The sequence below is a fragment of the Citrobacter sp. Cy070 genome, assembly GCF_030332245.1.
Taxonomy (GTDB): Bacteria; Pseudomonadota; Gammaproteobacteria; order Enterobacterales; family Enterobacteriaceae; genus Citrobacter; species Citrobacter youngae.
Window position 1 is genome coordinate 193,858 of sequence record NZ_JAOWIG010000051.1, and the last position, 12,539, is coordinate 206,396.

Sequence of the window (12,539 nt, forward strand, 5' to 3'; positions counted from 1 at the left end):
GTGTCCCTTATTGCGCCTGCCAGAGAATGACAGCCGCCGTTACCAGCAAGTTGACGAGCGTCAGCGGCAGACAGACTTTCCAGCCGAAGGACATTACCTGGTCATAACGAGGACGCGGTAACGACGCACGAATCAAAATGAACATCATCATGAAGAACGCGGTTTTCAGCGCGAACCAGACGAATGGTGGTAAGAACGGGCCATGCCAGCCACCGAAGAACAGGGTAACCATCAGCGCAGAAATGGTGACGATACCGATGTACTCACCCACGAAGAACAGACCGAATTTCATACCGGAATATTCAATGTGGTAACCGTCGGCCAGTTCCTGCTCGGCTTCTGGCTGGTCAAACGGGTGACGGTGACACACCGCCACGCCCGCGATGGCAAAGGTGACAAAACCAAAGAACTGCGGAATAACGTTCCAGATATCAGCCTGGTTGTTGACGATGTCGGTCATGTTAAATGAACCGGCCTGCGCCACCACGCCCATCAGGGAAAGTCCGAGGAACACTTCGTAGCTCAGCGTCTGCGCAGACGCACGCATCGCACCGAGCAGGGAGTATTTGTTGTTACTGGACCAGCCGGCGAACAGCACCGCGTATACCGCGAGGCCCGCCATCATCAGGAAGAACAGGATCCCGATGTTCAGGTCGGCCACTACCCAGTTCGGACTCACCGGCACGATGGCGAAAGCCAGCAGCAGCGAGGTGAAGGCGATCATCGGTGCCAGGGTAAAGATGACGCGATCCGAGAATTTCGGGATCCAGTCTTCTTTAAAGAACATCTTGATCATGTCCGCAACCAGCTGGAGCGAACCGCCCCAGCCAACACGGTTCGGTCCGTAACGGTTCTGGAACAGACCCAGCAGACGACGTTCGCCAAAGCTCATGAATGCCCCGCAGGTGACCACCACCAGCAGGATCACCACCGCTTTGAGAATGCTCAGCAGGATCTCAATCAGATCGGGTGTAATCCAACTCATTGTTGTGCCTCCTGCAGATCCTCAAGACGCGCACCTGCCAGAACCGGCGCGATGCCAGGCATGCCCATCGGCAAACCAACCTGCCCTGCCGTTAATCCTTCAGCGATTTCAACCGGCAGCGTAACCGTGTTGCCATCGTAGCTGAAAGAAACGCGCGTACCGGCATTAACACCCAACTTCGCGGCATCAGCCGGGTTGAGTTTGATGTACGGCTGCGGCATACGGGTCTGGAAGACCGGCGCACGCTGGGACATTTCGTCACTGCCAAACAGATGGTAGTACGGCGCGATACGCCACTGACCATCCTGAGCCTGGAAGCTCGCCGGAACGGTAGTGAAGTAATCCATACCATCCGCAGAAGCTTCGATCAGACGCACGCCCGGATCGCCATGACGCAGTTTACCGCCCACTTCATCCTGGAACTTGTTCCACGCCTGTGGGGAGTTCCAGCCCGGAGCCCAGGCAAACGGAATTTGTGAACGCGGCGCAGACGGCTGGTTGTTGCCTTCCATCGAGAAAGCGAACATGGTGTCTTTGTCCTGCGGTTGGCGCGGTTCGTGTACGCTGATGTTGGCGCGCATTGCGGTACGACCGCTGTAGCGGTGCGGTTCACGCGCCAGCTTCTGTCCACGGATACGGAAGCTTGCGTCCGGCGCGGCATCTTTAATGCCTGCCAGCTGCGGCAACTTCTCAACGACCGCGTCGATAACGTGGTCGAGCTGCGTCCAGTCCACTTCACGGCTCTGCACGGTGCTGTGCAGCGAGTGCAGCCAGCGCCAGCTTTCCAGCATTACGGTGTTGCTGTCGTAGTAGGATGGGTCATAGACCTGGAAGAAACGCTGGGCGCGGCCTTCGTTGTTAATCACCGTACCATCGCTTTCAGCGAAGCTTGCAGCGGAAAGCACCAGATGGGCGTTTTCCATAATTGCCGTACGCTGATGGTCAACGACCAGTACCAGCGGCGCTTTCGCCAGAGCGGCATCAACGCGAGCAGCTGAAGCATGGCGATGCAGGTCATTTTCCAGCACCACAACGGCGTCAGCGCGGCCTGTTTCCAGCTCGGTCAGCGCATCGTCAAGGGAACCACCGCCCATCATGCCGAGGCCCATGCTGTTAACCGAGCGAGCAATCATGGTGATGCCGACGTCTGCGCCACGGCCTTTCAGCGCCTTCGCCACGTTGGCTGCGGCCTGAATCACCTCTAAGCTACCGGCGTTGGTGCCGGAAATAATCAGTGGTTTCTTCGCCCCGGCCAGTGCCTGAACGATAACGTCAATTTTGTTCTGCAGGTCACGGTCGATACCGTCAACCGCCGGCGCGTTGTTATCCAGCGCATGAGCGATAGCGAAACCTAAACGCGCCTGATCTTCAACCGGTGCACGATAGGTCCAAGCGGCGATATCATCCAGACGGGTGTTATCGACGTTGGTAACGAACAGCGGATGCTTAGCACGCTGGCCGATGTTAAGGATTGCTGCAATCTGCCAGTCAGCCACTTTCTGTGCCGCCGCCATTTCACGCGCTTTACCTTTCACCGCCTGACGCACTGCCAGCGCAACGCGTGCGCCGGTCTGGGTGATATCTTCGCCCAGCACCAGAACCGCATCATAAGATTCGATTTCGCGCAGTGCCGGAGTATGAATCCCGCCGTCACGCAGCACGCTCAGTGCCAGTTGCAGACGTTCCTGCTCGCCCTGGGCTATGCCGGTATAGAAGTTATCCGCACCGACCAGTTCACGCAGCGCGAAGTTACTTTCAACGCTGGCGCGCGGGGAGCCGATACCAATCACTTTCTTCGACTGACGCAGAATATCTGCCGCGCCCTGCATCGCCTGCTCAGCGTTCAGGGTGATCAGATCATCGCCACGACGCTGTACCGGCTGACGCGGACGGTCTTTCAGGTTCACGTAACCATAGCCAAAACGACCACGGTCGCAGAGGAAGTAGTGGTTAACGGTACCGTTGTAGCGGTTTTCGATACGACGCAGTTCGCCGTAACGCTCACCCGGGCTGGTGTTACAGCCAATGGAACACTGCTGGCAGATGCTCGGCGCAAACTGCATGTCCCATTTACGGTTATAACGCTCGGAGTGCGTTTTATCGGTGAAGACGCCGGTCGGGCAAATTTCTACCAGGTTGCCAGAGAATTCGCTTTCGAGCGTACCGTCTTCCGGACGACCGAAGTAGACATTGTCATGTGCGCCATAAACGCCCAGATCCGTGCCATCGGCGTAATCTTTGTAGTAACGCACGCAGCGATAGCAGGCGATGCAGCGGTTCATTTCGTGAGAGATGAACGGCCCCAAATCCTGGTTGCGGTGTGTACGCTTCGTGAAGCGGTAGCGACGGAAGCTATGACCAGTCATGACGGTCATATCCTGAAGGTGGCAGTTACCGCCCTCTTCGCAGACCGGGCAGTCGTGCGGGTGGTTGGTCATCAACCACTCGACGACGCTTTCGCGGAACTGCTTCGCTTCTTCGTCATCAATAGAAATAAAGGTACCTTCGGTGGCCGGTGTCATACAAGACATCACCAGGCGACCACGCGTGTCTTCCGCGTTCTGATATTGCTTCACCGCACACTGGCGGCAAGCACCGACGCTGCCCAGCGCCGGGTGCCAGCAAAAGTATGGAATATCAAGGCCGAGAGACAGACAAGCTTCCAGCAGGTTGTCCGCTCCATTGACCTCATATTCTTTGCCGTCTACATGAATCGTAGCCATAGTCAGCATGCTTCCAGTTGGCTCGGTCAGTGACCGAGCATTAATCGAATTTCTTTTCCGCTTTATCCTTCAAGCTGCCTCGGCGTTGGCTTCCCTCGTTCACCCCAGTCACTTACTTTAGTAAGCTCAGGGGTTCTCTCGGTTGCCGCCTTGACGCATCTTGAATGCTTTCGCGTAAAACGTTTACCAGCGCTCTTTCAGCAGGTTCGGCTGAATACCACCAATAGCGTGGGTATTGCTGAAGGTCTGCTTAATGCCAACTTCGAATTCTTCGCGGAAATATTTAATGGCGCTCTGTAGCGGTTCCACCGCACCCGGTGCGTGTGCACAGAAGGTTTTACCCGGGCCGAGGAAACGACACAGTTGCTCAAGTGTCTCGATATCCCCAGGCTGGCCTTCGCCACGCTCCAGCGCACGCAGAATTTTCACACTCCACGGCAGACCATCACGGCACGGCGTACACCAGCCACAGGACTCGCGGGCAAAGAACTCTTCGAGGTTACGCACCAGCCCAACCATGCCAATCTCGTGGTCAACCGCCATCGCCAGCGCGGTACCCAGACGGCTACCGGCTTTACCAATGCTTTCGAATTCCATCGGCAGGTCGAGATGTGCTTCAGTCAGGAAGTCAGTCCCCGCGCCGCCCGGCTGCCAGGCTTTGAACTTCAGGCCATCGCGCATGCCGCCCGCGTAATCTTCGAGGATTTCACGCGCAGTAGTGCCGAACGGCAGCTCCCACAGTCCCGGATTCTTCACGCGACCAGAGAAGCCCATCAGTTTGGTGCCCGCGTCTTTGCTCTTCGAAATGTTCTGGTACCACTCCACGCCGTTTGCGAGGATAGCCGGTACGTTACACAGGGTTTCGACGTTGTTAACGCAGGTCGGTTTACCCCATGCACCAGAGCTTGCCGGGAACGGCGGCTTGGAGCGTGGGTTAGCACGGCGACCTTCGAGGGAGTTGATCAGCGCGGTTTCTTCACCACAGATGTAACGCCCCGCCCCGGTGTGCACAAACAGTTCGAAATCGAAACCGGTGCCCATGATGTTTTTGCCAAGCAGACCGGCTTCGGTCGCTTCGGCAATCGCGCGGCGCAGATGCACAGCCGCTTCGATATATTCACCGCGCAGGAAGATGTAACCACGGTACGCTTTCAGCGCAAACGCGGAGATCAGCATGCCTTCCACCAGCAGGTGCGGCAGCTGTTCCATCAACAAGCGGTCTTTATAGGTGCCGGGTTCCATTTCATCGGCGTTACACAGCAGGTAACGGATGTTCATGGATTCGTCTTTCGGCATCAGGCTCCACTTCAGACCGGTGGAAAAGCCTGCGCCACCGCGCCCTTTCAGGCCAGCGTCTTTTACCTGGTTGACGATTTCATCCGGTGACAGCCCGGTCAGGGCCTTACGCGCACCTTCATAACCGTTCTTGCTACGATATTCGTCCAGCCATACAGGCTGTTTGTCATCACGCAGACGCCAGGTCAGCGGATGCGTTTCGGGAGTACGGATAATGTCTTTCATTTATACCGCTCCAACAGTTCGGGAATGCCTTCCGGGGTCAGGTGAGCATGAGTATCTTCATCGATCATCATATTCGGCCCCTTGTCGCAGTTCCCCAGGCAACAGGTCGGCAGCAGCGTAAAGCGACCATCAAAGGTCGTCTGCCCCGGCTTGATGTTGAGTTTTTTCTCAAGCGCAGCCTGGATCCCCTGGTAGCCATTGATATGGCACACGACGCTGTCGCAATAGCGGATCACGTGGCGACCGACCGGCTGACGGAAGATCTGGCTGTAGAATGTCGCAACACCTTCGACGTCGCTTGCCGGGATACCCAGCACGTCAGCGATCGCGTAGATCGCCCCATCCGGCACCCAGCCACGCTGCTTCTGAACGATTTTCAGCGCTTCAATGGACGCCGCACGCGGGTCTTCGTAGTGGTGCTTCTCGTGCTCAATCGCTTCACGCTCAGCCGCACTCAGCTCAAAAGCCTCGGTTTGTGGTTGTTGGTTCTCGTGCATAATTAGCGGTCCACATCTGACATAACAAAATCGATACTACCCAGATGGACGATCAGGTCGGACACCAGGCTGCCACGTACCGCTACCGGGATCTGCTGCAGGTGCGCATAGCTCGGGGTACGGATACGGGTACGATAACTCATGGTGCTGCCATCGCTGGTCAGGTAGTAACTGTTAATACCCTTGGTCGCTTCCACCATCTGGAAGGACTCGTTTGCCGGCATAACCGGTCCCCACGAAACCTGCAGGAAGTGGGTGATCAGGGTTTCGATATGTTGCAGCGTGCGCTCTTTCGGCGGCGGCGTCGTCAGCGGGTGATCCGCTTTGAACGGGCCTTCCGGCATGTTATTGAGGCACTGCTCAAGGATGCGCAGACTCTGGCGCAGCTCTTCAACTTTCAGCATCACGCGGGTATAGCAGTCGGATACACCACCGCCAACCGGGACTTCAAAGTCAAAGTTTTCGTAGCCAGAGTACGGACGCGCTTTACGCACGTCGAAATCAATACCGGTCGCACGCAGCGCAGCACCGGTACAGCCCCAGTCCAGCGCTTCTTTCTTGCCGTAAGCGGCAACGCCCTGCGAACGGCCTTTCAGGATGGTGTTACGCAGTGCGGCTTTCTCGTAAGAATCCAGACGTTTTGGCATCCAGTCGAGGAAATCACGCAGCAGTTTGTCCCAACCGCGCGGCAGATCGTGTGCCACACCGCCGATACGGAACCAGGCCGGGTGCATACGGAAACCGGTGATCGCTTCCACAACGTCATAGATTTTCTGACGGTCGGTAAAGGCGAAGAATACCGGAGTCATTGCGCCGACGTCCTGAATGAACGTGGAGATGTACAGCAGGTGGCTGTTGATACGGAACAGTTCAGACAGCATGACGCGAATCACGTTGACGCGATCCGGTACGGTAATACCCGCCAGCTTTTCGACTGCCAGCACGTACGGCATTTCGTTCACGCAGCCACCGAGGTACTCGATACGGTCAGTGTACGGAATATAGCTGTGCCAGGACTGACGTTCGCCCATCTTTTCAGCGCCACGGTGGTGGTAGCCGATGTCAGGTACGCAGTCGACGATTTCTTCGCCATCAAGCTGCAGGACAATACGGAACGCACCATGGGAAGACGGGTGGTTAGGACCGAGGTTGAGGAACATAAAGTCCTCGTTTTCGGTGCTACGCTTCATGCCCCAGTCTTCAGGTTTGAAGGTCAGCGCTTCCATTTCCAGATCCTGTTTGGCTTTAGTCAGCTCAAACGGGTCAAATTCGGTCGCACGCGCCGGGTAGTCTTTACGCAGCGGATGGCCTTCCCAGGTATGCGGCATCAGCAGACGCGTCAGATGCGGGTGACCTTCGATGTCGATGCCAAACATTTCCCAGGTTTCACGCTCATACCAGTTGGCGTTCGGGAACAGTTTGGTGAAAGTCGGTACGCGCAGATCGTTTTCAGACAAAGCCACCTTGAGCATGATATCGCGATTGCGTTCAATGGAGATCAGGTGATAGAAAACGGAAAAATCCGCGGCGGGTAACCCTTCGCGGTGCGTACGCAGACGTTCGTCCATGCCGTGTAAGTCAAACAGCATGACGTAAGGTTTCGGCAGTCTCTTTAAGAAATCGCCAACTTCGAGTAACTGTTCACGCTTGACCCAGACAACGGGTACCCCGGTGCGAGTCGCCTGAACGGTAAAGGCATCCGGCCCAAAACGGTTGCGCAGTTCGCCAATGACCGGGTCATCAAGGTGATCCCGTGTTTGCCATACGGCGTCTTGCGCGGTTAAGTCGGTCATATTGTTCACCATTGCAAATGGTCCGTGGTGGTCGGCAGTGCTTCGCGCTATTTATGTAGTGGTAAGCGAAGGAAGTGCTGCTGCCGACAGGCGCAAATTAAATCTCGTCTGGTGTACGAAGATTCGTTACAGCAATACGTTCGCCGCGTTTACGCTCGCGTTCTGACTGCATATTGGCGCGATAAACGCCCTGATCGCCAACCACCCAGGAGAGCGGACGACGTTCTTTGCCAATGGAATCTTGCAGCAGCATCAGTGCCTGCATGTACGCTTCCGGACGCGGCGGGCATCCCGGGATGTACACATCGACCGGAATAAATTTATCAACGCCCTGCACTACCGAGTAGATATCGTACATACCGCCGGAGTTGGCGCAGGCGCCCATGGAAATAACCCATTTCGGTTCCAGCATCTGATCGTAGAGGCGCTGAATAACCGGGGCCATTTTGGTAAAGCAGGTTCCGGCTACGACCATCAGGTCAGCCTGACGCGGCGATGCACGCAATACTTCTGCACCAAAACGGGCCACGTCATGCACGGCGGTAAACGAGGTCACCATCTCTACGTAGCAGCAGGAAAGGCCAAAGTTATATGGCCAAATTGAGTTTTTACGGCCCCAGTTAACCATGTCATGCAGCTTGCCCATGAACACGTTTTTGTTAACTTCCTGCTCCAGGGGGTCGGTTACGATCTCCTGTTTTTGCAGGGGGTAACGGTCGTTCTCACCGTTAGGATCTATGCGGGTGAGCGTATAATCCATCTTAATGCCTCGCGGTTAGCGTTGACGATTAGCGATACTGTTCGTTTCCGGGTTCATACGCTCGCGGCGTGAACGCGCGGGCGTCCAGTCCAGCGCGCCAATACGCACCAGATAAACCAGACCTGCCAGTAACACAAAAATAAAAATTGCAGCTTCCACAAAGCCAATCCAACCGCTTTCACGGATAGAGGTTGACCATGCGAACAGATACAGCGCTTCAACGTCGAAGATAACGAAGAACATGGCTACCAGATAAAACTTGGCAGACAGGCGCAAGCGGGCGGTGCCGACCGAGTCGATACCTGATTCAAACGGCACGTTTTTAGATCTCGCGCGTGCGCGACCACCTAAAAACCAGCCGCCGACGAGCATCAGGCAGCACAGGCCAATGGCGACAATAAGAAAGATAGCGAATGCCCAGTGATGAGCGATGACTTCAGTGGATGTTGACATACTCATTGCTTACTCATCAAAAGTAGCGCCAAATTCTCTGCTCTTTTCGGCAGATGAACGCCACATCGATTCATGGGGAGGAATAAAAAAAACCTTACAATCACTGTGAAAAATCATTTTAGACAGCTAATTGATGGGGTTTTTTACTCCTTTCTATAACCTTTTGTCAACTTTAACAAAAGTTTCCTCACATTATTTTACACAACTCCAACACCATTAACATAAAGTGCTATTTAGACCCATTTCGATCGCGTCATCGGTCATTTTTAATGTTGTTGAATCGTGTCCGTAGTGAAGTAAAAAAATGATACCCGTCTATTTTGACAGGAATTCACACAGATGCCTCCCCCTAAATGGGAGTATTTTCTTGATCTGTGACACGCTTTTGTTAATTCACCATAAAAAACAGCAACAATTTCTCTAGTTTTTTAACATGAAAATGAATAGCGCCTCGAGTGATTGTTTTTTGCACTATTTGTAGGTGATTTTTTTACCTACTGATTTTGTTAAGTTTTGGTATACAAAATGCCATCTCCGACCATTATTTGCATAAAAAAAGAGCCACTGGATGTTTTTTCATCACCAGCGACTCTTTTTTGCACTTACATTTTATAACGATTATTTATGGTACATCACTCAAAGTCGCCTTCGACAATCAGCGAATCGTCTCCCCCTTCAGGGGTAAACTGGTTGTATTGCCAGGGATTTTGATAGGTCTGCATCGACTTAAAAATCACCTGAGCCAGCTCATTTTGTGATGCAGGGTCGCAGCACAGCAAGTACTCCGTTTCCGGCAACGGTGGCAATCCGTCCGCCGCGCCCAGTACGCGTAAATCCGGGCTCATCATTTCTACAGGACGGGCAGTCACGCCCAACCCCGCCTTCACTGCCGCACGAACAGCCGCTAATGTTGAAGCAACATAGGCCAGACGCCACGGGATCTGTGCAGCGTTCAGCGTTGCCAGTACCATATCGCGGAACGGACTCGGATCATCCAGCAGCACCAGCGGCACTGGCTCACCTTTTTGTAAAATATATTCGGCCGCACAATACCAGTGCGTAGGTGAGGTACGCAGATTCAGACACTCAAAATCGCCTGGCCGGTTGGTTGTCACCACCAGATCAACGTCTTGTGACTTCAGCATATCCACCATGTAAGCGTTGCGTTTCACTCTGACATCCAGCGCAAGCTTCGGATAAACCGAACTTATCCGGTTCAGCAGAAAAGGAAGGATAGTATCCGCTGACTCATCAGAAGCGCCAATAGTTAACACTCCCTGAAGATTGTTAAACATCAATGATGAGCATGCCTCATCATTAAAACGCAATATTTTTCTGGCGTAACCCAGCAACTGAATCCCATGCTCGGTCAGTAGTTTGTTACGTCCATGGCGCGCGAACAACTCTTTCCCCACAAGTTGTTCGAGGCGTTGCATTTGCTGACTCACCGCAGACTGAGTGCGACATACCGCAGCTGCCGCAGCCGCGAAGGTATTCAGATCGGCAACGGCAACGAAGGTTCTCAGCAGATCGAGATCGAGGTTAATTATCGGACGATTTGCATTTATCATAATTTTTCACTTACTCGCGGGTCATACCGGGTTAATGCTGTGCATTCAGAAACAAACAACTCCATTTGTAATGGGCCTCCCTCGCAGTTTCACCAGGTGTAACCAGGTGAAAATAAGGATGTATTTGCTTTAACAAACGAAACAATTCCCTTTCAGCGCTATATAATACCCGTGACACTCATCGGAATATAGCAACGAGAAAGAGTCATTTTTTTAGCTGTTGGATGATTCTGACTAATGGAAAACATGTAAATTTTGTAAATTTGAAAAATAGTTAACGAACACTAATTTACACATTAAAAACTAACTTTTCAGTATGTTAGAAACTCTTAACTAACATTAGAATTATCGCAAAACACAAGTTGCGTACCATTTCATGGGACTTATCTTAACCTAAAACCACTATATTTATAAGTGTTATCGCGAATTAATCGAAGCAAAAAGTTGATAACTCAGACTGGCAGTTTTCGTATTATTAACGCGTTCAATAAATACTGTTTAAATATTAAATAATAATTAATTAAGAATGCCACCATTCATTAATTATACTTAACAATAGATTCACACCGCGTCGTTGTCAGATCAGGCCGATAACAGTTTGTCAGGCTCAAACCTCAGTATTTTCGAATTGCGCAATACAGCAGATACTCCCGACCGCGCCCCGTTTTGCACATCTCACTATTTTTACCAAAACAAATCACCATACCCTAGCCGCCACATCGAAACATATAACCACAAAATCAAAAATATCAAGATTATAATTCTATATTAATTTCATTATTTAGTTATTAACAGTTAATTATAACATCGCAACTTTCGAAATCTTCTACTAAAGACCCTTCAAAACTCACCGTCGGGGGAGTACATTGTTCTGTGCTGACTTCCACGGCAGGGAGTGGCATTCACAGCTAAAAAGGTCAAGATTCATGTCCCCCATTGAAAAATCCAGCAAATTAGAAAATGTCTGTTATGACATTCGTGGCCCGGTTCTGAAGGAAGCAAAGCGCCTGGAAGAAGAAGGCAATAAAGTTCTGAAACTCAACATCGGCAACCCTGCGCCATTCGGGTTTGAAGCACCAGATGAAATTCTGGTCGATGTGATCCGCAATTTGCCTACCGCACAAGGGTATTGCGATTCAAAAGGTCTTTATTCAGCCCGCAAAGCGATCATGCAGCATTACCAGGCCCGCGGGATGCGCGATGTTACCGTGGAGGACATTTATATCGGTAACGGCGTTTCTGAATTAATCGTTCAGGCGATGCAGGCGTTGCTGAACAGTGGGGACGAAATGCTGGTTCCTGCACCTGATTACCCGCTGTGGACAGCGGCAGTATCGCTCTCTGGCGGTAATGCCGTGCACTACCTGTGTGATGAATCGTCAGACTGGTTCCCGGACCTTGATGATATTCGGGCAAAAATCACCCCGCGCACACGTGGGATCGTCATCATTAACCCAAACAACCCTACCGGCGCCGTTTACTCTAAAGAGCTGCTGATGGAGATTGTTGAGATTGCTCGCCAGAACAACCTCATTATCTTTGCTGACGAGATTTATGACAAAATTCTCTATGATGATGCCGAGCATCACTCAATTGCGGCAATGGCCCCGGATCTGCTGACTATTACCTTCAATGGCCTGTCAAAAACTTATCGTGTTGCGGGGTTCCGCCAGGGTTGGATGGTACTGAACGGACCGAAGAAACATGCCAAAGGGTATATTGAAGGTCTTGAAATGTTGGCCTCCATGCGTTTATGCGCCAACGTTCCAGCGCAACACGCCATTCAAACCGCGCTGGGTGGATACCAGAGCATCAGCGAATTTATCATGCCAGGCGGACGTTTGTATGAACAGCGCAACCGGGCCTGGGAATTACTTAATGATATTCCGGGCGTCTCCTGCGTGAAGCCACGCGGCGCGCTGTATATGTTCCCGAAAATTGATGCCAAACGCTTCAATATTCACGACGACCAGAAGATGGTTCTCGACTTTCTGCTGCAAGAAAAAGTCCTGCTGGTTCAGGGAACGGCTTTCAACTGGCCGTGGCCGGATCATTTCCGTATCGTCACACTGCCGCGTATTGACGATATCGAAATGTCGCTAAGTAAATTCGAGCGCTTCCTGTCAGGCTATCACCAGTTGTAATTAAACAAAGGCTGTCGGACCAGTATGACGAGTATTTGCATCTGACAGCCTTCTCTGCGCACAATGACTCTTAGGTTGCCATCATATAAGGG

General features: G+C 52.5%; 9 protein-coding genes. 1 reads left to right on the forward strand and 8 read right to left on the reverse strand.

The annotated features are described in order from the left end of the window. Positions 1-7: 7 nt before the first annotated feature. From nuoH to lrhA, 8 genes are all read right to left on the reverse strand, one after another. Positions 8-985 carry an NADH-quinone oxidoreductase subunit NuoH gene (nuoH, locus tag OGY19_RS07005; RefSeq protein WP_003028063.1) on the reverse strand — a complete coding sequence of 326 codons (978 nt, stop codon included), beginning with the start codon at positions 983-985 and terminating at the stop codon, positions 8-10. Then, a complete protein-coding gene (gene nuoG, locus OGY19_RS07010) occupies positions 982-3,708 on the reverse strand; it encodes an NADH-quinone oxidoreductase subunit NuoG (RefSeq protein WP_115602394.1) in 2,727 nt (908 codons plus the stop codon). The genes nuoH and nuoG overlap by 4 nt, the downstream gene beginning before the upstream one ends. Positions 3,709-3,891: 183 nt before the next feature. Continuing rightward, positions 3,892-5,229 (reverse strand): NADH-quinone oxidoreductase subunit NuoF, encoded by a 1,338-nt coding sequence (gene nuoF, locus OGY19_RS07015; RefSeq protein WP_286596277.1) that lies wholly within the window; start codon positions 5,227-5,229, stop codon positions 3,892-3,894. After that, positions 5,226-5,726, reverse strand: a complete 501-nt coding sequence (nuoE, locus tag OGY19_RS07020) for an NADH-quinone oxidoreductase subunit NuoE (protein ID WP_003028069.1) — start codon at positions 5,724-5,726, stop codon at positions 5,226-5,228. The genes nuoF and nuoE overlap by 4 nt, the downstream gene beginning before the upstream one ends. A gap of 2 nt (positions 5,727-5,728) precedes the next feature. Then, complete coding sequence (gene nuoC, locus OGY19_RS07025; RefSeq protein ID WP_075551358.1) at positions 5,729-7,531, reverse strand: NADH-quinone oxidoreductase subunit C/D; 1,803 nt, start codon at positions 7,529-7,531, stop codon at positions 5,729-5,731. Positions 7,532-7,616: 85 nt separating this feature from the next. Continuing rightward, the gene (gene nuoB, locus OGY19_RS07030) at positions 7,617-8,279 is read right to left on the reverse strand and encodes an NADH-quinone oxidoreductase subunit NuoB (RefSeq protein WP_003028075.1); all 663 of its coding nucleotides are present in this window, start codon (positions 8,277-8,279) and stop codon (positions 7,617-7,619) included. Between the two features lie 15 nt (positions 8,280-8,294). Further along, complete coding sequence (gene nuoA, locus OGY19_RS07035) at positions 8,295-8,738, reverse strand: NADH-quinone oxidoreductase subunit NuoA (protein ID WP_040230134.1); 444 nt, start codon at positions 8,736-8,738, stop codon at positions 8,295-8,297. Positions 8,739-9,364: 626 nt separating this feature from the next. Then, a complete protein-coding gene (lrhA, locus tag OGY19_RS07040) occupies positions 9,365-10,303 on the reverse strand; it encodes a transcriptional regulator LrhA (protein WP_005129482.1) in 939 nt (312 codons plus the stop codon). 926 nt (positions 10,304-11,229) lie between these two features. On the opposite strand from lrhA, the gene alaA reads away from it, so the two are divergent. Then, positions 11,230-12,447, forward strand: coding sequence for an alanine transaminase AlaA (gene alaA, locus OGY19_RS07045; protein WP_005129483.1), 1,218 nt, complete (start codon positions 11,230-11,232; stop codon positions 12,445-12,447). Positions 12,448-12,539 lie beyond the last annotated feature (92 nt).

Coding starts and splice junctions, on each gene's coding strand:
- nuoF (WP_286596277.1), bottom strand. CDS start 5,229: ATGAAAGACATTATCCGTACTCCCGAAACGCATCCGCTGACCTGGCGT.
- alaA (WP_005129483.1), top strand. CDS start 11,230: ATGTCCCCCATTGAAAAATCCAGCAAATTAGAAAATGTCTGTTATGAC.
- nuoH (WP_003028063.1), bottom strand. CDS start 985: ATGAGTTGGATTACACCCGATCTGATTGAGATCCTGCTGAGCATTCTC.
- nuoC (WP_075551358.1), bottom strand. CDS start 7,531: ATGGTGAACAATATGACCGACTTAACCGCGCAAGACGCCGTATGGCAA.
- nuoB (WP_003028075.1), bottom strand. CDS start 8,279: ATGGATTATACGCTCACCCGCATAGATCCTAACGGTGAGAACGACCGT.
- nuoE (WP_003028069.1), bottom strand. CDS start 5,726: ATGCACGAGAACCAACAACCACAAACCGAGGCTTTTGAGCTGAGTGCG.
- nuoG (WP_115602394.1), bottom strand. CDS start 3,708: ATGGCTACGATTCATGTAGACGGCAAAGAATATGAGGTCAATGGAGCG.
- nuoA (WP_040230134.1), bottom strand. CDS start 8,738: ATGAGTATGTCAACATCCACTGAAGTCATCGCTCATCACTGGGCATTC.
- lrhA (WP_005129482.1), bottom strand. CDS start 10,303: ATGATAAATGCAAATCGTCCGATAATTAACCTCGATCTCGATCTGCTG.